Genomic DNA, 22361 nt, shown 5'->3' on the forward strand with positions numbered 1-22361 from the left:
CATGGCGTCTATGGAGGGATTCAAGCCCCTAAGTACACACTTAGATTGTGTTTCTATGAATTTATTATGAGTATTTTTGCAGGATTGCCACTTTATGGGTGATAAAGCTTTAATTCAAGATGAAATATGTTAAAATATTACGGTATGAAAGGATACGTATGAATAATTATTATGAAACATGTCTGAAGACAATTCAGTCGTTGATTAGCGATGGAAATCGTAGTGAAGCACTACAAATGATCGATGAAGAATTATCAATGCCGTATGTTCCTCAAGACTACTTGAACCAATTTGAGTCGTTGCGAGATTCATTAAGGATTGATAAGAAACCACATCAAAAGTACTTTGAATCAATGGATGAAATTGTTGAGGGATTGCGTGGTAATGATTTACTCCAACAAAAATCATTAATGTCATTAGAGCGTATGAATTTACGAGCTGAACTTGATGATTTAAAAGAAATACTATTGGATGAAAAATTACCTGATTGGATAAAGAAACAAATCTTATTCTTTCTAATGGGACAGAATATTAATCAATCGGTTGAGGTCTATGTCAATGGATCAAAGCATACTATTAATATAGCTACATTAGAAAATCCTATCGAAAGCCAAGCATATCAAAAATGTATTCTAGAATTAAGAGATGCTCTTGAGTCTTGGAATCCAAGTTTGCTTATTCTGTGTGTGGCTGAACTGGATCAAAGAGTTATGGATTCATTTCCATTAAGTCTTACGACTCTCGATGCTCAAGACATCATTGATACCGTTAATGGGTATCTAAACACAATTTAGCACTCATATATTGACAGTGCTAAATCTTATGTTATAATAGATTCATACTAGGAGGACAAAATGAAATCTACATGGGTATTAAATGAAAAATCAACAGGTGTATTAACCGTAGAAGTTGATGAAAAAGCTTGGAAAAAAGCACAAGATAAAGCAGTTGACAAATTAGTTGCTGACGTGGAAATCCAAGGGTTCCGTAAGGGACAAGCTCCTAAAGAATTAGCTCGTAAACAATTAGGCGATAGCAAAATTCTCATGGAAGCAATGAATGCTATTGCTAACGAAGCATTTGCAGCAGGTATTGTTGAAACAAAAATTGAACCAGTTGCAACACCAGAATTAGATATTAAAGAAATGACAACAGATGCACTTACATTACTATTTAATGTAACAATCAAACCAGAAGTTGAATTAGGCGAATACAAAGGTCTTACAGTAGAACCTGAAGACATCACTGTTACAGATGATGACATCAACGAAGAACTTGCTAAACTTCAAGAAGAACAAGCAGAGCTTGTTGTTAAAGAAGAAGGCGAAGCAGTTAATGGCGATACAGTAGTTATCGACTTTGAAGGCTTTAAAGATGATGTTGCATTCGAAGGTGGAAAAGGTGAGAACTATACATTAGAACTTGGTTCAAACTCATTCATCCCAGGATTTGAAGAAGCAGTAGTTGGTATGAAATCTGGAGAAGAAAAAGACTTAGACATCACATTCCCAGAAAACTACCATGTTGAAGAATTAAAAGGTCAACCAGTTGTATTTAAAGTTAAATTACACGAAGTTAAAGAACGTGTATTACCTGAATTAAATGATGACTTTGTTGAACTATTAGATGACGAAAAAATCACAACACTTGATGAATTGAAAGATTCAATCAAACACAATTTAGAGCACAAACGCGAACACCAAGAAGAAGATCGTGTAACAGATATCTTGATCACAACAGTTTCTGACAATGCTAAAATTGATGTACCAGAAGTTATGATCCAAGAAGAGCTAAACCAAATGTTCAATGAATTCACACAACGTTTAGCACAACAAGGTATGAACTTTGAAATGTACTCACAAATTTTAGGTCAAACAGAAGAAAATGTTAAAGAACAAATGCAAGAAGACGCTGTTAAACGTGTTCGTACACGCCTAACATTAGAAAAAATTGCAGAAGTTGAAGGCTTAAAAGTCGAAGAAGAAGAAATTGAAAAAGAATTTGCAAATATCTCAGAAATTTACGGTATTGAATTAGACCAAGTTAAACAACTTGTATCCATCGATGCTGTAGGCTATGATGTATTACTTCGCAAAGCTATCGAGTTAGTACAAAATACTCGTGCTTAGATAAAAGACGCTGCGCGTCTTTTTTATCCTAGAAGGAGGGACCCGTAATGAGCGAAAATTTAAATATGAATGTGCCAGTAGTGGCAACTCGAGGAGTTATTGTATTCCCCGAACAAGAAATCATGATCGAAGTAGGTCGTGGAAAAAGTATCCATGCTATTGATGAAGCAGAACAATACTTCAATGGACATGTAGTTTTGGTAAGCCAAAAAGACATCTTAATCGATGATCCACACAAGGATGAACTCTACACTGTTGGTACACTTGTTCACATTAAATCTGTGAAACGTAAACAAGGTTTCTTACGCGTTACATTCTCAGGTTTACAACGTGTGCGTATTGAACAACTTGTTGATGATGGAAAAATGCTCTTTGGTACTATTACACTTCTTGAAGATGTAATTGGTACAGAAGATGAAGAACTTGCACTAATTCGTCGTATTTCTTCAGAATTTGAAAAGATTGCGTCAACGAATATCGCAATTCCTCAAGAAATCATTAATCAACTGACACAAGGTATTTCTGCGCCACAATTGAGTGATCAATTTGCTCAGTACTTCCCACTTCAATTAGAACGAAAACAATCACTCTTAGAAGAGTTAAATGTTAATGAACGTCTTCTAATGATTATCGAAGAGATTCAACGTGAACAAACTCTTGCAATGATTGAAAATACAATCAATGAAAAAGTTAAAGACCGTGTTGAAGAAAACCAACGTGAGTATTACTTACGTGAAAAGATGCGTGCAATTCGTGAAGAACTTGGTGATGTACAAGACATCGGTGAAGATACTGATGAGTTTAGAAAACTCTTAAGTGAAAACCCTTATCCTGATCATGTACGTGAGAAAGCAGAAGAAGAACTTCGTCGTTATGAAATGCTTCCTCAAGCATCAGGAGAATCTGGAGTTGTTCGTACCTATCTTGATTGGTTATTAAAAACTCCTTGGTACCAACAAACAGAAGATATCGAAGATCTCAATGCTGTTCGTCAAAAACTTGATGAAGATCACTTTGGACTTGATAAAGTTAAAGACCGTATTATGGAGTACTTAGCAGTTAAACAAATGACTGGAAACTTAGATGCGCCTATCTTGGCTCTTGTAGGTCCTCCAGGAGTTGGTAAGACTTCTTTAGCTACTTCTATTGCTAGTGCACTTAATCGTAAATTTGTGAAGGCTTCTTTGGGTGGTGTACGTGATGAAGCGGAAATCCGTGGTCACCGTCGTACATACTTAGGATCTATGCCAGGTCGTATCATCCAAGGCATGAAGAAAGCTGGTGTTGTTAACCCAGTGTTCTTACTTGATGAAATTGATAAAATGGCATCCGATTACAAAGGAGATCCAACCAGTGCAATGTTAGAAGTACTGGATCCAGAACAAAACAAACTCTTCTCAGATAACTATCTCGAAGAACCTTATGATTTATCACAAGTAATGTTTGTGGCGACTGGTAACTATCTAGGTGATATCCCAGAAGCTTTACGTGACCGTTTAGAAATTATTAACTTGAGTTCATATACTGAAGAAGAAAAGCTAAACATCGCAAAACGTCACTTAATTCCAAAGCAAATTAAAGCTAATGGTCTTAAGAAGAGTCAGTTTAAGATTAGTGATGCAAATTTAAGATACTTAATCCGTCACTATACTCGTGAAGCAGGAGTTCGTCAATTAGAACGTACAATCTCTTCATTAGCACGTAAAACAGTTCTTGCTGTTCTTAAAGATGGTAAAGAATCTGTCACAATTAATAAAGAAATTATTACTGAATGGTTAGGACAAGTTATCTTTGAATATGGTCAAAAAGAAAAACGTGATCAAGTTGGTGTTGTAACAGGTCTAGCCTTTACACAATTTGGTGGCGATGTTCTCCCTATCGAAGTTACAACTTTTGAAGGTAAAGGACGTTTAATCGTTACTGGACAACTTGGTGATGTAATGAAGGAATCGGCAGAGATTGCATTTGGTTATGTGAAGAGTCATGCAAAAGAATTCAAGATTACTCCTGATTTCTTTGAAAAACATGATGTTCAAGTTCACGTTCCTGAAGGAGCAGTTCCTAAAGATGGACCTTCAGCAGGGGTTACGTTCACTACAGCTCTAATTTCAGCACTTACAAACCGTAAGGTTGCAGCTGATATTGCGATGACTGGTGAAATCACACTTCGTGGTAATGTATTACCAATTGGTGGATTGAAAGAGAAATCTCTTGCTGCTCACCGAGTAGGTATTAAACGTATCGTTATTCCTAAGATGAATGAAAAAGACTTGGTTGATGTACCAGAAGTAGTTCGTGAGAGCGTAAACTTTATTCCGGTTGAGACAATCGATCAAGTATTGAAAGAAGCATTAGTACAATGAATTGGATAACACAAGATGCACACCTAATTATTTCGTGTGCATCTGCAAAACAATTCCCAGAAACACCAGGACAAAAAGAAATTGTTATGGTAGGTAAATCAAACGTAGGTAAGTCATCGCTTATCAATGCAATTACCAATCGTAAAAAACTTGCTTATGTAGGTCAAAGACCTGGTAAGACACGTCTGATTAATTACTTCCATATTAATGATGAAGTAATATTAACCGACGTACCTGGTTATGGATTTGCAAACCGTTCTAAACAGGAGCAAATTCAATATGGGAAACTAATGGATGATTACTTTAAGTTTAGACATCCTGATTTAATGCTTATTTTGATTGATGTTAGACGTGGAATTAGTAAAGATGATTTAATTATGATTGAGTTTGCACTCCATTATGGTATTCAATACGCTGTCGTCTTAACGAAAACAGATAAATTATCAAAGAACAAAGTATCCAATGAAAAGATGAAACTAAAAAAAGAATATCCAACAATAGATATTCTTCAATTCTCAAGTCTCAATCACGATACTCGTGAACCGATTATTGAATATATACAAAAGACAATCTAGTGCAGATTGTCTTATTTTTTTAGTCTAATTTCTTTGTATAGTAGTCAATGACTGCTTGAGTACCATAATCTTCATAGCCGTTCTTCACAAGAATATCGTAGATAGAAGCGACTTTTTCAACGATTGGTAGATAGAGTTCGTGTTTCTCTTCAATCACTAAGTTTAAATCTTTTAAGAAGTGTTTGATAAAGAATCCTGGTGCATAGTCTTTATTGATCATTTTCGGTCCATTATTGACTGCTTGCCATGATGAAGCTGAGCCTCCAGAAATTACTGCTAACATAGTTTCTAAATCAAGCCCATGCTTATCAGCATACGCTAAGCTTTCAGCTGCACCTGCAATAGCACCTGCGATTGCAGTTTGGTTAGCAAGCTTTGCATGTTGACCATTACCTGCTTTACCCATGTAATTAATGGTTTTACCCATTTTCTCAAAAAGTGGTAAGACTTCTTCGTAGACTTCTTTGTCACCACCAACCATAATTGATAATGTTGCATTAATTGCTCCAAGGTCTCCACCAGTAACAGGAGCATCCATGACTCGATACCCTTTATCAGAACCAATAGTATATAGTTTTGCTGCTAGAGAAGGTGATGACGTTGTCATATCAACAATTATTGCACCCTTCTTAGCATGTTCCATGATTTCCAAGCTTACTTCTTCAACATCTTTAGGATATCCGACGATGGTGAAGATAATATCGGCTCCTTCAACAACTTCTCGAATTGTTTCATATGCTTTAACTTTTGGCTCAAGTGCTTTCGCTTTAGCATGAGTACGATTGTATGCTGATACATCATATCCTGCATCTGCTAAGTGAGTTGCCATTGGTGAACCCATAACACCTGTTCCAATCCACGCAATTTTTTTCATTTGTTACCCTCCATTTCTTTTATTATACATGAGTAAATATCTGATTACAGTGATATACCAAGAAACTTTGCCTTTTAAGACAGATTTATGATATTTTATTAGTGTAAAGGTAATGTGTAATAGTCTATGTATGTCTCAAATAATACCGTGTAACTATGAAAGTGGGGAAGCTACTATGAGAAAGGAAATCTACCTTACTCAAGATATGCAAGCATATCAGCGATTAAAGAATTTACTCGTTGCAAACGGAATCGAAACAACAAGCAAAATTACAGATTCATCAAATCCTAATTCTGGTTTTTGGAGCATTCTTGGAGCAAGTAGACGCTCTTCAAGAGGTCTAGCCTTCGAAAATAAGAACTACCAAAAATTCTACTATATCTATGTAAAGAAGAAAGATTATGAACGTGCATTAGAAATTGTTCATAGATTTCAGAGATGATTTTCGATAATACAATACGAAAGTAGGAGTTTATATAAAACGATTAAGACTTCTTGTTTTTACAACGATGTGTTTATTTGTGCTGGTTTCTTGTTCAAAGAAGCCAGAAATACTGAATCCTTATACTCAGGAGTATATTGCGGGTCAGAGAAACATTAAAAGGCAAGTTAATGTAGAACGCCATCTTCATAGAAGCGAATACTTTGATATAGGAGCAACAAAAGACGGTTGGGCAGTTTTCAAGGATCCTGAGAAGGCATTTACAACGTTTAAAGAGTTCTATAGTGATGAACTGGAACATATGAAATATGAGTTTGACTTGATGGAAATTTCAGAGAAGCACTATGAGCCTTATTTACTGTATTCATCGTATAGCAACACCTGTATATCAGGTGACTACTGTGAAGATGCATACTATATCGGAAGCTTCCTTGATATCTACGAAAACAGCTATAAGCCGGAATATTCAAATTAAGTCTATCTATCATAAATAGTGAGTAATATACAGGGGTAAAGTATTGTATATCGTTAATGGCTATGGTATTATATATAAGCTTTATTACTGGGATATGCGTCTTCCTCGACGATAATCTCGGTTATAAGGGACTTTGATACAAGGAGGAAAAGACATGTTATCAAAAGACAAGAAACAAGAAATCATCAAAGCATTTGCTCGTGATGAAAAAGATACAGGATCAGTAGAAGTACAAGTTGCTGTATTAACAGAAGAAATTAATGTGTTAACAGACCATATGAAAACACATAAGAAAGATTTCCACTCAAACCGTGGACTTCTTAAAAAAGTTGGGCGTCGTCGTAACTTATTAACATACTTACGTAACGAAGACATCAACCGTTACCGTGAATTAATTACACGTCTAGGACTACGTAAATAATTTTATAAGAGTATCAGAAACCAGACATTGTCTGGTTTTTCTTATGTTTGATGCTATATTGATGGCTTTTTGAAAGATAATACCAACTATTGGTAACATCTACTGTCAATACTGCTTATTAATGATATGAAAATATATTGAAATGTGTTAAAATTGTAACAGACTATATGAGGTGAACATATGAATAAGAGAGTGTTTGAGCTAGATTTTGATGGAAAAAGTCTTATTGTTGAGACAGGAGAACTAGCTAAACAAGCCGGAGGGTCCGTGCTTGTACGTTATGGTGATACTGTAGTTTTATCTGCAGCTACCGCAAGTAAGAAAGCGAAAGATATTGATTTCTTTCCACTTACAGTTACATTTGAAGAAAAATTATACTCCGTGGGTAAAATACCTGGAGGATTCTTACGTCGTGAAGGAAGACCAAGTGAACATGCTACACTTACATCACGTTTAATTGATAGAACAATTCGTCCTTTATTTGCTGAAGGTTTTAGAAACGAAGTTCAAGTCGTTAATACAGTGTTATCTGTAGAGCAAGATTTTGCTCCAGATGTTGCAGCAATGTTTGGTGCTTCATTATCATTATGTGTATCAGATATTCCTTTTGAAGGACCAATTGCTGGTGTTATTGTGGGACTTGTTGATGGAGAATTTATAGTTAACCCTACAATTGAACAACAAGAAAAATCACGCATGCATTTAGCTGTTGCTGGTACTAAAGATGCTATCAACATGGTTGAAGCTGGTGCAGAAGAAGTTAGTGAAGAAGAGTTCTTAGAAGCTATGATGTTTGGTCATGAGTGGATTAAGAAACTTTGTGATTTCCAAATTGAAATTGCTAAAGAAGTTGGCAAAGATAAAATGGAAATTGATCTCTATGAAATTCCACAAGAAATCATTGATGAAGTGGAAGCACTTGTTGGAGAACCATTACGTAAAGCAGTATCAATTGAGGGTAAACTAGAACGTTACAACGCAATTGATGAGCAAGAAGATAAAGCTGCTGAACATTTTGAAAACAAAGAATATGAAGATGAAAAAACAAAGAATAAAATCGTTAAATACGTTAAAGAGTATACTCACAGTATTGTAGCGGGAGAAGTTCGTCGTTTAATCTCAGTTGAAAAAATCCGTCCTGATGGTCGTGCTATTGATGAAGTTCGTCCTTTAGACGTACAAATGGATATCTTACCTCGTGTACACGGAAGTGGTTTATTTACACGTGGTGAAACTCAAGTATTATCAGTATGTACTTTAGGTGCAATGGGTGATACCCAAATTATTGATGACTTATCCGATGTTGAAACAAAACGCTTCATGCATCACTATAACTTCCCACCTTACTCAGTAGGGGAAACAGGAAGAATGGGTGCTCCTGGACGTCGTGAAATTGGTCACGGTGCTTTAGGTGAACGTGCATTGTCTTATGTAATTCCTTCAGAAGAAGAATTCCCATATGCAATTCGTTTAGTTGCTGAGGTTCTTGAATCAAACGGTTCATCATCACAAGCAAGTATTTGTGCAGGGTCAGTTGCATTAATGGCTGCTGGTGTTCCAATCAAGGCTGCAGTTAGTGGTATCGCAATGGGTCTTGTTCAATTAGATGACAACTATACAATCCTTACAGATATTCAAGGTATGGAAGACCACTTTGGAGATATGGACTTTAAGGTTGCTGGTACTAAGAAAGGAATCACAGCTTTACAAATGGATATCAAAGTTAAAGGTCTAAGCCGTGAAATCCTTAAAGAAGCTTTAGAACAAGCTAAAAAAGGTCGTGAAGAAATGATGACAGCTATGGATGCTGTAATCTCAGAACCACGTCCAACAGTAGGAACATATGCTCCTAAGATTGCTAAAATGCAAATCGATCCAGATAAGATTCGTGCAGTTATCGGTGCTGGTGGAAAAATTATTAACCAAATCATCGAAGATGCTGACAATGTTAAGATTGACATTGAAGATGATGGTCGTGTCGTTATCTATCACAATGATTTAGCAGCAATCAACAAAGCAAAACAAATCATTGAAAATATTGTTAAAGAAGCTAAAGTAGGCGAAATCTACGACGCTAAAGTTGTTCGTATTGAGAAGTTTGGTGCATTCGTTAATTTATTCGAAGGTACAGACGGACTCCTTCATGTTTCAAAGATTGCTCATGAACGTGTAGAAAACGTATCAGACGTCTTAAAACTTGGCGATATCGTTAAAGTTAAGGTTACTGAAGTTGATGATAAAGGACGTGTGAATGTTTCACGCAAAGCTTTATTACCAAAACCAGAAGCTAAAAAAGAAGAAGTGAAAGAAGAAGTAAAAGAAGCATCAAAAGAAGCATAAGAAAGACCTCGTAATTAAATTTACGAGGTCTTTTTCTTTGGTTTAGAATACTTCTTTGATTGTTTCGTAGACTTCATCTATTGTACTTGAGTGTTCTTTGATATCAAGTTTTAGTTCATCTTCTTCGTATCGAGGGATAATATGAACGTGGTAGTGAAAGACTGTTTGTCCAGCTACTTCACCAGCATTGGACAACAGGTTGGCACCACTTGCTCCTAGCGCGTCTATTAAACTTTTAGCGATTTTTGCTGCTTGTATGTTTACAACTGCAATTGTCTCTTCAGGGGCTGTTAAAACAGATGCTGTAGCTTTCTTTGGAATAACCAAAGTATGTCCAGGTGTTTGTTGAGAGATATCTAAGAAAGCTAGCACATCATCATCTTCATAGACGATCTTAGCAGGGATTTCTCGGTCGATTATTTTTTGAAATAGGGTCATAATGTCCTCCTTAATATAAAATAGTATACCATAATAAAAACACTCCGAAGAGTGTTTCTTAATTCAAAGCAGTTATAAATAAAACTATTATAAGGTTGAAACCAAACGTTGAAGAAAATAAGAAAAAAGAGATGGTAAAAAAGTATATCCAATCGCAACTAAAAATCTTCCTAATAAATCTGATGAATCGCTAAAAATCATAAAGAAACAAACTAATGAACTAACAAATGATGTTAGCAATGCAAAACGAAGCGAAGCATCTATTTTTTTAAGTGAAAAATAATCTATAATATAGAACCCTACAAATACAAGAAGAACCCCATATGGCAAACATAGCATTAAAATAATTGCTAAATCACTAGTAGAGTTCATAATCATTGTATATGAATATACAAGTAAAAACATAAATAATAATCTAAGGAATAAATTTATATATATTTTTTTTTCATTTTTTTACCTACTCTGTTTTTTTCATTGTATCACAGAAAGCTAGCACATCATCATCTTCATAGACGATCCTAGCAGGAATTTCTCGGTCGATTATTTTTTGAAATAGGGTCATAATGTCCTCCTTAATATAAAATAGTATACCATAATAAAAACACTCCAAAGAGTGTTTATTGTGATATGTATTCAGCAGTTGTTGTATCTGCTTTTAGGTTGTTTAGGATATCAATATCATAAACTTTAAATCCAGCATTCTTATAAAGGTTTGCTCGATATTGTTTTGTAAGTGCTTGATCTGAACTCCATAATTCTAAGATTTCATCTTTAAGGCGATCAGCTTGTGTTTCAACCATTTCGATTACATAAGCAACACCTGTTGATTCATTCTTTAATACTTCACTTAATCCAGGACCAGCTTGGTTAGTAATGAAGCCTGAGATTTCTGTTGGGAACTCAGTATCTTTAACATTGTAAATCTTTAAGTCACCAACATAAGTTGTATCTTTAGCTTTCAAATCTTTTGCAACATCAGCGAATGATTCACCGTTTTTAATACGTTCAAGACCTGCTGTTGCATTGTCTGCTGTATCAAATTGTAAGATTCTCATTTGTTTTGGTGCATAAGTTGTTGCAAGCTTATCGAAGTCTTTTGTAATTTCTTCTTTAATAAGATAAGTCATGCGATATTCTGGATAAATAATTTCGTTCAAGTAATCTTCTTCTGAATCAAAACCAATTGATTTTAAATACTCACCAAAGTCTTGACCCATTTCTGTAAGGTATTCTTTAGCTTTTTCCAATTGTTCTTTAGCTTCGTTGTCAACTTCTTCGTTTTCAACTGCGCTTGTAAGTACACGCTGTGCTTCGATAATAGTAAGTTTACCTGCATCGCGTTGTTTCATCATCTCGTAGTGTTGTCTTTCATCAACAGAAACACCATTAACTGTAAAGAGTACTGAGTTCTCTTTAGGTGCTGCTGTTGCATTTGTACATCCTACAAGTACTAGTGCTACAAGAAGAGTAGTAAATAGTTTCTTCATAATTATTCACCCTCCTTAATGTTCATAACTTCAAGAATTTGATTCTTAACATCATCATCTTTGAATTCAATCTTCAAATCTTTAGCTTTATTCCAAATTGCATGGGATGCTAAATCTTTATGATGAGCAGTAATTCCAGCAATATAGTTTGCAAGGTATTGATCACTTGTGAATGTTTCTAGGTCAATGCTATCAACTTTAATTAAGTGACGACCTGCTTCTTTAGTGTTAATCCATTCGGATACTTCACCTTGTTCTAATTTTAATGCTGCTTCCACAAATTGTGCGTACATTTGTGCGTTCTTGTCCATGAAACCTACAAGACCGTCTTGTTTTGCTGAAGCTGTATCATCTGATAATGCTTTTGCTACATCAGTGAATGAAACACCATCTGCTAGACGTTTATTGATTTCATCAATTTTTTCTTGTTGTGTTGCTGTTGGATTTTCTGGATCATCCATTTTTACTAAGATGTGACTAACGATTCGAGGTTTTGCATCTGCAAAGTATGTATCAACATATTTTTCTTTGTTATCATTTGCGTAGTCGCGAATAATAATATCGCGTTTTGCAGAATCCTCATAGAGGACGTTTAACTCATCGATACCTTTATATCCTAATCCTACAAGAGCTTTGTCATATTTATCCAAACCACTTTGACCTTCTTGAGCTGCAACGTTTTGTTTAAACGTTTCTGCATCCTTTTTAGCTTGTGTAGCTATTTCCTCACTTGTTTCAATTGCAGATAGAACACTGCGTTCGAATAGTGTGTAAAGGTCAACCTTACCATATGTTTCTTTCAAATCTTCATAATAATCATTAACTAAATAGTTCGTATCATTAATTTGTGAAACGACATCTTGGCCATCAGCAGTTTTCCCACGTAATACAGAATCCATCTCTTTTTTCGCAAAGACACCGATGAAGACGACAAATATTAAACAGATAACGACGACAAACCAATATTTTTTTAAATTGTCAATCATTATATTCCTCCTTCATTTACCTACCAATTATAGGTTATTTGATTACTCAATGCAATATTTACAAAGCTTGAACAGTATCCCATATAAAAGTGACAAGTATGTGACAAAATAATACAAAAGTAATAATGTATTAATTCTAGTAATTCAAATGTGATTCAATAGTTAATCTTTCACTAATGAAATGCAGTTTAACCGTATTAAAGAAGAAAGCTATGTTATAATAATCTAAGATTTAGAAAGAGGAGAACTGTATGTCACAATTAGTAATCGATAACTTACATGTATCAATAGACGATAAAGAAATATTAAAAGGTGTTAGCCTAACCGTAAATGAGGGAGAAATCCATGCAATTATGGGTCCTAACGGTAATGGGAAATCAACATTATTATCTGCGATTATGGGTCATCCTCGTTATGAAGTAACTAAAGGATCCATAACATTTGATGGTAAAGATGTTTTGGAACTTGAAGTAGATGAGAGAAGTAAACTAGGTCTTTTCTTAGGGATGCAATATCCTCAAGAAGTTCCTGGAGTTACTAACTCAGATTTCTTAAAGTCAGCAATCAATGCTCGCCGTGAGACACCTATTGGATTGTTTGAGTTTGTTAAGTCAATGGAATCCAATATTGAAAAACTTCGTATGAAGGAAGATTTAGCGCATCGCTTCTTAAACGAAGGTTTTTCTGGTGGTGAAAAGAAACGTAATGAGATACTTCAAATGATGATGTTGAAACCTACCTTTACAATGTTAGATGAAATTGATTCTGGGCTTGATATTGATGCTTTAGGCTTAGTTGCTGAAGTATTAAAGGAAGAACAAGAAAAACGTCAAATGGGACTTATTATTGTCAGTCACTATGAACGCTTCTTTGAACTGATTAAACCAACACATACACATATAATGATTGATGGACAGATTGTTCTTACATCAGATGAAACACTTGTTACGAAGATTGACCGTGAGGGTTATGACTGGTTGGATATTAAACCTAGAGAAACTCAAGATGAACACCGTAAACGTATTGTTCTTGAAAGTTGTGTTATTAAAGAATTAGGCGGTAAAAAGTAATGACTGTTCATGTTAAAACTGATGGAGTGATCGCTATTCCTGAAGGATTTAGTCATGTTCATATTGAGGTTGTTGAATCCTTAGAAGTAACACTTGAACTAAAAAGTAATGTTACAGGAAGTCTCTATGTTACTGTTGAAGGAACTGGTGACTTAAACCTTACTGTTCAAACAAATGAGAACTCCCATTACAAATACTTATGGATTAATCAAAGCAATGATAAACTCCATGTAGAAGAAACCTTAGTTCTTGAAAAGAATGCAGAGTTAATCGCAAACTATGGAGAAATGACTCAAGGTCACCATGTTAAGAATACTGTTGTAAAATATGTTGGTGAAGGAAGTCGTGTAGATTTTAGAGGTGCTATCATAAGCTTCAACAATCTTAAGTGGACGATCAAAGCACACCATCTTGCAAAGAAAACGTATGCCATGGTTACATGTAATGCGATAGTCTTGGATAATGCTCGATTACATTTAGAAGTTATTGGTAAGATTGATAAAGGTTTTGGTGGATCAGAGACCCATCAAATGAGTCGTATCTTAAATCTTGGTGAGAATGTTCATGGTGTTGTTTATCCTATGTTATTAATTGATGAGAATGATGTTGCAGCGTCTCATGCAGCTTCTGTAGGGCAACCTAATGAAGAACATATATTCTATCTGCAATCACGTGGATTAACACGTCTAGAGAGCTTAAAATTGATTATTACTGGATATCTCATGCCAATTGTCGAAGGTATTGATGATGAAACTATTAAAGAACAATTACGACAAGAAATTATGGAGAAGGTGAACCAACAATGGGACTAAGAGATGATTTTCCGTTTTTCAAACATCATCCGGATTTAGCATATTTTGATAATGCAGCGACAACTCTAAAACCACAACCAGTTATTGATGCAGTTACCGATTACTACGAAAGATTAAGTTCTAATATTCATCGTGGTGATTACGAAACATCACGAGAAACAGAAATGAAATACGATGCAACTCGTGATAAGATTGCGAAGTTTATTGGTACTGAAGCTAAGAATATTGTCTTTACTTCGGGTGCTAGTGAGAGTTTGAATTTAGTAGCTCATGGTTATGGTCGTCACTTTCTTAAAAAAGATGATGTGGTACTCTTAAGTGCTGCTGAACATGCATCCAATACTTTGCCATGGTTTAACTTAGTGGAAGAACTAGGAATCAAGGTTGAATTTATACCTTTAGACGCAACAGGTCATATCACCATGGAAGCACTTAAAGAATCACTCCATGAACATGTTAAACTAGTATCTCTTGCACATATCTCGAATATCTTAGCTTATGTTAATGACATTCAGGAAATGGCGAAACTTGTTCATGCTAATGATGCTTTGTTCTGTGTTGATGGTGCTCAAGCTATCGGACATATTCCTGTGAATGTTGTGGAAAGTGATGTTGATTTCTATGCCTTTTCTGCTCATAAAATGCTAGGACCAAGTGGTGTTGGAGTTTTATTTGCAAAAGAAGAAATTTTAGAAATGATGAAACCTCTAAACACAGGTGGTGGTAACAATGTTCGTTACAACGCATGTGGTAGTGTTACCTTAAAGAAAGCACCTGCGAAATTTGAGTCAGGAACTCCTAATATTGAAGGGGTTATAGGCTTTGGTGCAGCAATTGATTACTTAAATGATTATGGCATGGAAAACATTCATACCTATCTTCAACCTCTTCATAAACGAGCAGTTGAAGGGTTAATGGCAATGAGCCATGTTACTGTATACAATCCAGAAGCTGATAATGCGATTATTGCTTTTTCAGTAGAAGGTATTTTTGCGCAAGATGTCGCTGCTTACCTTGATCGTCATAACATTGCTGTACGTTCTGGTGAACACTGTGCCAAGATGCTTAATGGTGTCTTGCATGCAGAAAAGAGTGTGCGTTTATCACTCTATATCTATAATACGATGGAAGAAGTCGAACATTTCTTAAATGTAATGTCCGATATCAGTTTAGAAAAAACAATTGATTTATACATTTAGGAGGTCATTATGAATTATTTCGACGATCCACTCTTTTTAAGACAATTAATCATGGATCATTACGAACATCCCCATAACAAAAGAGAAGAACCTGACTATCCCCACAAACAGGTAAGCACAGATTCTTGTATTGATGACCTCACAATTCAGGCACGCATTAAAGATGGTGTTGTTGAGGATGTTGCTTTTATAGGAACAGCATGTACAATTGCGACTGCTTCCACATCAATGATGACTGATTTACTAATCGGCAAGACAGTGACTGAAGCACAAGCAATTATTACAGAATACAATAAAATGATTCATTTAAAGGACTATGATGAAAGCCTTCTAGAGGGGCAGTTGCCTTTAAAAATGTTGGAAGACAAGCTAATCGAGTTCATTGTGCCACCTTAGGATGGCGTGGAATCGAAGTTTTAATTGAAGAAAGTGGTGAGATGAATGAGTGAAGAAAAAATTAGCGATCGCGAGCGATTACCTAGCGAAGAGTATCAATATGGTTTTCATGATGAGGTTACTTCAGTCGTTCAATTTGACAAAGGACTAAGCGAAGCTAAGGTTCGTGAAATCTCTCGAATTAAGAATGAACCTGAGTGGATGCTTGATTTACGATTGAAAGCATACAATCATTTTGTGAATGCTCCCATGCCTACATGGGGTGCTGACTTATCAGAAGTTAACTTTGATGAGTATATCTACTATTTACGTGCAAGCGATCGTGTAGAACAATCATGGGACGATGTACCTGAAGCAATCCGTAACACATTTGACCGATTAGGAATCCCAGAAGCAGAAGCTAAGTTTTTATCAGGAGTTGCTACTCAATATGACTCAGAAGTAGTATACGCATCCATGCTTCAAGAAGTTGAGGAGAAGGGTGTACTCTTCTTTGATATGGATACAGGTCTTAGAGACTATCCAGAAATCGTTAAGAAGTACTTTAATACTTTAGTTCCTTACAATGACAATAAGTTTGCTGCTCTAAATACGGCAGTGTGGTCGGGTGGCTCGTTTATCTACGTACCAAAGGGTGTCAAACTGGATAAGCCACTTCAGTCCTACTTTAGAATCAATGCAGAATCTATGGGACAATTTGAGAGAACTTTAATTATTGTTGATGAGGGTGCTGATGTTCATTATGTTGAAGGATGTACGGCTCCAATTTATATGCAAGATTCAATGCATGCTGCTGTTGTAGAAATATTCATCCATGAGAATGCGAAATGTCGTTATACAACCATTCAAAACTGGTCCAATAACGTCTATAACCTAGTCACTAAACGTGCGACAGTTGACGCCCATGGTATGATGGAATGGATTGATGGAAACATTGGTGCTTATAAGACAATGAAGTATCCAACCTGTATATTAAACGGAACAGCTGCAAAAGGTATGACCATATCAATTGCTGTAGCTGGTAAAGGACAATGGCAGGACGCTGGAGCTAAGATGATACATAAAGCACCACAAACACAAAGTACGATTATCTCGAAGTCAGTATCTCGTAATGGAGGTACCGTAAACTATCGAGGAATTGTCCATCATGATAAAAACTCAATCAATGCGAAGACTAAGATTGAATGTGATACTTTAATATTGGATGAATTTTCAATGAGTGATACAATGCCAGTAAACGTTGTTGAAACCAATGCATCAATCATTGAACACGAAGCACGTGTTTCGAAAATATCAGAAGATGAACTCTTCTACTTAATGAGTCGTGGTTTATCAGAAGAACAAGCATCAGAAACTATTATCTTAGGATTCTTAGAACCCTTTACTCGAGAACTACCTATGGAATATGCGGTAGAACTTAACCAACTCATGAAAATGGAGATGGAAGGTTCAGTAGGATAAAATGTTACCTTGGTGCCAAACACCAAGGTTTTTTATAGGAGAAATGGATGAAGAAAACAGATATCAAAAATGAAATGATAACTAAAAGATTAGACTATTCGGTGATTCAAAGAGCTTCATGGGATAAAGCTATCCATGATGCAGTAATAGATCGTGTTGATTCTCAGAAAATAATTGCACTTTATGCTGCTTTTAATCATGAAGTTGACACCTATGGAATTATGGAAACACTGTTTTGGTCCAAGGGTCATCGCATTGTTCTCCCGAGAATTGAAAATAAGACAATGAATTTTTATGAAATCAAAAGTTTTAATGATTTAAAGAAGAGTTCTTATGGTATATTAGAACCTAGAGGGACATCTGTTATTGACCCTAAAACAATTGATGTCATGATAGTGCCTATGGTAGCGTTCAATCGTCAGTGTTATCGTGTCGGTTATGGTGGTGGTTATTACGACCGATATACGAAAGATACTGAGTTTTTAAAGATTGGTGTTGCGTATGCATTTCAGGAAACTGAGGAACAGTTTCAGGAGAGTCATGACATTCCCGTTGATGTCGTCATAACAGATAAAGAGGTTATTTATGACAATACGAAATAAAGTAATTTATTTTTCAGTAGCAATCTTTACAAGCTTTGCGGCAGCTTCACTTTTATTTAATCAGTTTATTCCGTATCTAACGGAAATAGGATACAGTGTTACCGAACGTGGATATATTATGTCGTTACTTGCTTTGATTTCGATAGTAGGGCAGATTGCAGCAGGATACTTTAGCGATAAAGCTGGTACAATCAAGAGATTCTTTATCTATGTTGTGATCGTATATGGTATTTCAGGGATATTTGCATTTAGTCTTGATTCAAAGAACTTTGTGTTTCACTTAACACTTATTGGTTTTGTGGGTGGATTAACTCGAGTTATTAATAATCTATTTGAAACATGGGTCTTAGAGGTAGATGGACTCTTTAGTAAATTTGGTAATATCCGTACATTTGGCTCTTTAGGATGGGCAGTTGCTTCGCTACTAAGTGGAATCTTAGTAACACAATTTGGTTTTAAGTCACTGGGTTATGTGAACGCAATCTTATGTTTGGTAACGATATTTCTTACCTTTGTCTTAGAAGATGCCAACAAACAAACTGAAACAAACATTTCTATTCGTGAAATGGGTACTTTATTTAAAAATAAAAATTATGTTTTGCTCATTGTGATATATGCGATTGCGTACTTTGTCTATAGTGCAGAGAGTATTACTATTGTTGATTTAATTTATACTTTGGGAGGGAATGCCCAATCAGTAGGGAACAGAGGCTTTATCCATGCCTTGTCTGAAATGCCAATGTTGTTTATTGTAACTACTTTGGTAATTCGTTATGGTTCTAAGAAATTAATGATTATAGGCTCACTTATGATTGGGGTTAAATTTATATTGTTTGCATTTGCACCAAATGTAACTGCAATCTATTTTATTTCAACGATTCAAATGTTATCTTTCCCATTTATTTTAATGTCGCAGAAAGATTTGGTGAATCGTGAAGTTCCAACGCATTTACGTTCCAGTGGGCAACTGTTAAGTGTTTCCTTAACATCAGGATTAAGTGCAATCATTACACCAACTGTGGCAGCATATTTGGTAGAATGGACATCAATTAATACAACATTAATTGTATTAGGACTAACGATGTTGATCCCTGTAGCACTGATGCTAACGTATAAACCAAGCAAAACTTTGTGATTTTCTTAGGTTTTTTACGCATATTTAACTAGATTGAGCTTAAATATGTTAGAATATGAATGTTGAAAGAGGTATTGGTATGAATATTGTACAATTGTCATCCGAATCGATCCAAGAGCTGCGTGCTAAACGAAAGAGTATCGTTAAAAACATGATTGATGGTCAATCAGGTTCACTCTTAGTATTAGGTGGTTCGTATGCAGGCGAAGACCGCCAAAGAAATATCGTTTCTTATGCTGTTTTTACAATTTTCTTTGAGCTTTGGGAACGTTTTAATATGAGTTCATGGTCATATACTTTTGATCAAGAAGGACTCATCTTTTACATTCGCTTGGAAGACGATGCGAAGTCTGTAAAAGATATTATTACACATTATGAAGATAATCATCCTTTAGGGTTTGCGATTGAATGCGATGTATTTGATGCCAAACAAAAATGGACTCGAGAATCTTTAGGTATGCCGATTCGTCTTGATTCGTATTACAAAACATCACTTTCGGAATTAATGAATGATATTGTTGAGGATCCTAAGTATCTTGATAACTACGTAAAGCGTGTAGAAGGGTACATTGTCAAAGGTTCAAAACAAACAATACTATCAAATATCTTAGTATATGGATATGTAAGTGGATTTACTAAAGAATTAGGTTTTGGTATGTATGGTCCTAACTATAAGGGAAGCAATGAGCAAATGAACTTTGAGAAGTTTATTCACCTTGTACGTGCCTACAAATCAGAAGTTGGACGTGTTTTCTCTGTAAACAGCAGAAGTGCTCATGACATTATTAAGTATCAAAATGATGTTGAGGCAAAAATCCGTCGTTCTGTTCTTAACCAACAGTCATATCGATATACAGTATCGATGACAAGTATTGTATTATTCTCGTTTATTAATTCGAGAGGTTATGCCGATATAACCAAACAAGTAAAAGCGTTGAGTGAACTTCTTAACAACAATAATTACTTTGATGATGAGAAAGCTCGTTATGCAATTCTTGATAATGGTATGCGTGAAGTCTTTACGCATTTCGTGCCATTCTTACAAAAAAACAAATCAGTTATTTCGACCTTGTTATACATCATGAGTCGTTATGATGACAATGCAATTCTTGTTCATAATGGTGAGCAAGCCTTACAGAAAGTACAATTCTTATCGAAGAATCTTATTCATAAACCAGATAAATGGATAGAATTGGATCGTTTCTGTAGTTCAGGCTACATCTACCCACATGATGATACAACACTCTTGGTTGTGACATGTATGTTGGATATTATGCAACGTTATTATTTAAAGATAAAAATGTTATTTGATACACAGGATAAATAGGGAGGCTTTTATGAATTTCTTAGATGAGTTAGATTGGCGTGGATTAGTAAAGGACGTTACCAATCGTGAGGGTTTAACAAAACGTTTGGAGGAACCAATTGTTCTTTACTGTGGATTTGATCCAACTGCTACATCTCTTCATGTAGGACATCTACAACAATTAATTTTACTTAAACGTTACCAAGGTCAAGGTCACCATCCTTTAGCGCTTATTGGAGGTGCTACAGGGATGATAGGGGATCCTCGTCCTACTACAGAACGTTCATTACTTACAGATGAAGATTTACAAAAAAACATTGACGGTATTAGTGCACAAATTAAACGTATTCTTTTTGCAGACAATAATCCTGTCAAACTTGTTAATAACGCTGATTGGCTACAAGGTTTATCAGTGTTTGATTTCTTACGTGATTATGGAAAACACTTTAGTGTTGCAAATATGATTGCTAAAGATACTATTGCAAGTAGATTACAAACAGGGATTTCATATACAGAATTCTCATATACAATTCTTCAAGCAATTGACTTTTTAACACTTCATAAAAATGAAAATGTTCAACTCCAAATTGGTGGATCTGATCAGTGGGGTAATTTAGTCAGTGGTACTGAGTTAATCCGTAAAACACTAGGTCATGAAGTTGAAGTATACGGCGTTACATCACACTTAATTATGAAATCCGATGGCACTAAGTTTGGTAAGAGTGAAGGAGCTAATATTTGGTTAGATCCTGAAATGACAGATGCTTATACATTCTACCAATTCTGGATTAATACGAGTGATGAAGATATCGTTGATTTCTTAAAACGACTCTCGATGAAACCAGTTGAAGAAATTAAAGAACTTGAAAAAGCATTTGTTGAAAGACCTCATGAACGTTTAGCTCAAAAAGCACTAGCTGCTGAGTTAACAGAACTTGTTCATGGTAAAGAAGGACTTGAAGCAGCACAACGCATGACTGATGCATTGTTCTCAGGTGATATTCAAGCGTTAAGCGTATCCGAAATTAGAAGCGTCTTTGCAAACTCATTTACTCATGATGTTAATGAAGATAAAACACTTGTAGACCTCTTAGTCGATACTAAAATACTTCCAAGTAAACGTGAAGCACGCCAAATGATTCAAGACGGCGCAATTCGTGTCAATGGAGAAGTTGTTAAAGATCTTGAGTTTGTAGTTGCTAAAAAAGATGCACTCGATCAAGAACTAACAGTGATTCGTAGAGGTAAGAAACATTATCATCTAATCAATCACGGGAGTAAATTATGAAACGTATCTTAGTAGTATTGGTTATGCTAGTATTATTAACTGCTTGTTCATTTGATAATCGCAAGACCAAAGATGACAATATGAAACGTTATACTTCGTTAATTCAAACAACGCTTGATAATGATAAATTTGAGACGAAATCAAATTCATTCAATATTGAAGCAACAATTGAGAAAAAAGATGAAGCTTATAAATATACAGTAAATATCGATAAGCCTAACTATGCTTTGTATAACTTAGAAGTAATCGCCGTAGAGAATAATAGTGCTGCGAATTCTGAAAAGATTATGCCTGCTATCGGTGTGTTCGATGGCCCATTTACATTAATACCAAATCAAGAGCGTCCGAGCCAAGGATTTGTGAAAGGTGTTAGTGTTGCAGGGGATTCTTTAGAACCTACGATTAACCTAAAACTTGTTGTTTCTTGGAAAAGTGATAATGCATCGAAGGAACATAAAGAATTCTTTGAATACAATTTAGAATATACAGAACCTGTTGTTGAAGAATCAGAAAACAGTGAAAATGTTGAAGAAACACCAACAGAAGAAGCTACGGAATAAAA

General features: G+C 35.4%; 22 protein-coding genes and 2 pseudogenes. 18 read left to right on the plus strand and 6 right to left on the minus strand.

What is annotated here, in order from left to right:
* Window positions 1-119: 119 nt before the first annotated feature.
* Genes G7059_RS05260 through yihA form a run of 4 tightly spaced genes read left to right on the plus strand, consistent with a single transcriptional unit; the run spans window position 120 to window position 5067 of the window.
* Window positions 120-794: a DUF3196 family protein gene (locus G7059_RS05260; RefSeq protein ID WP_370519174.1), complete on the plus strand. Its 675-nt coding sequence runs from the start codon at window positions 120-122 to the stop codon at window positions 792-794.
* A 60-nt stretch (window positions 795-854) separates the two neighbouring features.
* Window positions 855-2129, plus strand: coding sequence for a trigger factor (tig, locus tag G7059_RS05265; protein ID WP_166081036.1), 1275 nt, complete (start codon window positions 855-857; stop codon window positions 2127-2129).
* Between the two features lie 47 nt (window positions 2130-2176).
* Window positions 2177-4492 carry an endopeptidase La gene (gene lon, locus G7059_RS05270; RefSeq protein WP_166081037.1) on the plus strand — a complete coding sequence of 772 codons (2316 nt, stop codon included), beginning with the start codon at window positions 2177-2179 and terminating at the stop codon, window positions 4490-4492.
* On the plus strand, window positions 4489-5067 hold the full coding sequence (yihA, locus tag G7059_RS05275; RefSeq protein ID WP_166081038.1) for a ribosome biogenesis GTP-binding protein YihA/YsxC: 579 nt from the start codon (window positions 4489-4491) through the stop codon (window positions 5065-5067). The genes lon and yihA overlap by 4 nt, the downstream gene beginning before the upstream one ends.
* Before the next feature lie 19 nt (window positions 5068-5086).
* On the opposite strand, the gene G7059_RS05280 is transcribed toward yihA, so the two are convergent.
* On the minus strand, window positions 5087-5941 hold the full coding sequence (locus G7059_RS05280) for an NAD(P)-dependent oxidoreductase (protein ID WP_166081039.1): 855 nt from the start codon (window positions 5939-5941) through the stop codon (window positions 5087-5089).
* Between the two features lie 175 nt (window positions 5942-6116).
* Between G7059_RS05280 and G7059_RS05285 the strand changes: the two genes are divergently transcribed.
* From G7059_RS05285 to pnp, 4 genes are all read left to right on the plus strand, one after another.
* Window positions 6117-6383 (plus strand): DUF2007 domain-containing protein, encoded by a 267-nt coding sequence (locus G7059_RS05285; RefSeq protein ID WP_166081040.1) that lies wholly within the window; start codon window positions 6117-6119, stop codon window positions 6381-6383.
* Between the two features lie 67 nt (window positions 6384-6450).
* A complete protein-coding gene (locus G7059_RS05290) occupies window positions 6451-6858 on the plus strand; it encodes a hypothetical protein (protein ID WP_166081041.1) in 408 nt (135 codons plus the stop codon).
* Between the two features lie 154 nt (window positions 6859-7012).
* Window positions 7013-7279 carry a 30S ribosomal protein S15 gene (gene rpsO, locus G7059_RS05295; protein WP_166081042.1) on the plus strand — a complete coding sequence of 89 codons (267 nt, stop codon included), beginning with the start codon at window positions 7013-7015 and terminating at the stop codon, window positions 7277-7279.
* A gap of 180 nt (window positions 7280-7459) precedes the next feature.
* On the plus strand, window positions 7460-9619 hold the full coding sequence (gene pnp, locus G7059_RS05300) for a polyribonucleotide nucleotidyltransferase (protein ID WP_166081043.1): 2160 nt from the start codon (window positions 7460-7462) through the stop codon (window positions 9617-9619).
* A gap of 42 nt (window positions 9620-9661) precedes the next feature.
* Here pnp and G7059_RS05305 read toward each other — a convergent pair whose 3' ends face one another.
* The 5 genes and pseudogenes from G7059_RS05305 to G7059_RS05325 all read right to left on the minus strand — a co-directional run bounded on the left by G7059_RS05305 (window position 9662) and on the right by G7059_RS05325 (window position 12530).
* A complete protein-coding gene (locus G7059_RS05305; RefSeq protein ID WP_166081044.1) occupies window positions 9662-10057 on the minus strand; it encodes an HIT family protein in 396 nt (131 codons plus the stop codon).
* An 87-nt stretch (window positions 10058-10144) separates the two neighbouring features.
* Window positions 10145-10429 carry a hypothetical protein gene (locus G7059_RS05310; RefSeq protein ID WP_166081045.1) on the minus strand — a complete coding sequence of 95 codons (285 nt, stop codon included), beginning with the start codon at window positions 10427-10429 and terminating at the stop codon, window positions 10145-10147.
* A gap of 106 nt (window positions 10430-10535) precedes the next feature.
* A pseudogene (locus G7059_RS10675) lies at window positions 10536-10622 on the minus strand (HIT family protein); the annotation flags it as partial.
* Between the two features lie 52 nt (window positions 10623-10674).
* Window positions 10675-11544 (minus strand): hypothetical protein, encoded by an 870-nt coding sequence (locus G7059_RS05320; protein WP_166081047.1) that lies wholly within the window; start codon window positions 11542-11544, stop codon window positions 10675-10677.
* A 2-nt stretch (window positions 11545-11546) separates the two neighbouring features.
* On the minus strand, window positions 11547-12530 hold the full coding sequence (locus G7059_RS05325) for a peptidylprolyl isomerase (RefSeq protein WP_166081048.1): 984 nt from the start codon (window positions 12528-12530) through the stop codon (window positions 11547-11549).
* A 251-nt stretch (window positions 12531-12781) separates the two neighbouring features.
* On the opposite strand from G7059_RS05325, the gene sufC reads away from it, so the two are divergent.
* From sufC to G7059_RS05375, 10 genes and pseudogenes are all read left to right on the plus strand, one after another.
* On the plus strand, window positions 12782-13600 hold the full coding sequence (sufC, locus tag G7059_RS05330; RefSeq protein WP_166081049.1) for a Fe-S cluster assembly ATPase SufC: 819 nt from the start codon (window positions 12782-12784) through the stop codon (window positions 13598-13600).
* On the plus strand, window positions 13600-14412 hold the full coding sequence (locus G7059_RS05335; protein ID WP_166081050.1) for a SufD family Fe-S cluster assembly protein: 813 nt from the start codon (window positions 13600-13602) through the stop codon (window positions 14410-14412). The genes sufC and G7059_RS05335 overlap by 1 nt, the downstream gene beginning before the upstream one ends.
* Entirely contained in the window at window positions 14403-15611 is a 1209-nt protein-coding gene (locus tag G7059_RS05340) for an aminotransferase class V-fold PLP-dependent enzyme (protein WP_166081051.1), read from the plus strand. The genes G7059_RS05335 and G7059_RS05340 overlap by 10 nt, the downstream gene beginning before the upstream one ends.
* 9 nt (window positions 15612-15620) lie before the next feature.
* Window positions 15621-16060 (plus strand): annotated as a pseudogene (gene sufU, locus G7059_RS05345) (Fe-S cluster assembly sulfur transfer protein SufU).
* On the plus strand, window positions 16053-17468 hold the full coding sequence (sufB, locus tag G7059_RS05350) for a Fe-S cluster assembly protein SufB (protein ID WP_166081052.1): 1416 nt from the start codon (window positions 16053-16055) through the stop codon (window positions 17466-17468). The pseudogene sufU and the gene sufB overlap by 8 nt, the downstream one beginning before the upstream one ends.
* A 47-nt stretch (window positions 17469-17515) precedes the next feature.
* Window positions 17516-18070 (plus strand): 5-formyltetrahydrofolate cyclo-ligase, encoded by a 555-nt coding sequence (locus G7059_RS05355; RefSeq protein WP_166081053.1) that lies wholly within the window; start codon window positions 17516-17518, stop codon window positions 18068-18070.
* The gene (locus G7059_RS05360; protein ID WP_166081054.1) at window positions 18054-19205 is read left to right on the plus strand and encodes an MFS transporter; all 1152 of its coding nucleotides are present in this window, start codon (window positions 18054-18056) and stop codon (window positions 19203-19205) included. The genes G7059_RS05355 and G7059_RS05360 overlap by 17 nt, the downstream gene beginning before the upstream one ends.
* 79 nt (window positions 19206-19284) lie before the next feature.
* Window positions 19285-20532 (plus strand): citrate lyase holo-[acyl-carrier protein] synthase, encoded by a 1248-nt coding sequence (locus G7059_RS05365; RefSeq protein ID WP_166081055.1) that lies wholly within the window; start codon window positions 19285-19287, stop codon window positions 20530-20532.
* A gap of 10 nt (window positions 20533-20542) precedes the next feature.
* Window positions 20543-21799: a tyrosine--tRNA ligase gene (tyrS, locus tag G7059_RS05370; protein WP_166081056.1), complete on the plus strand. Its 1257-nt coding sequence runs from the start codon at window positions 20543-20545 to the stop codon at window positions 21797-21799.
* Window positions 21796-22359, plus strand: coding sequence for a lipoprotein (locus G7059_RS05375; RefSeq protein WP_166081057.1), 564 nt, complete (start codon window positions 21796-21798; stop codon window positions 22357-22359). Before tyrS ends, G7059_RS05375 begins: the two co-directional genes overlap by 4 nt.
* Window positions 22360-22361: the final 2 nt, after the last annotated feature.

This window comes from Erysipelothrix sp. HDW6A (genome assembly GCF_011400295.1).
GTDB lineage: Bacteria > Bacillota_I > Bacilli_A > Erysipelotrichales > Erysipelotrichaceae > Erysipelothrix.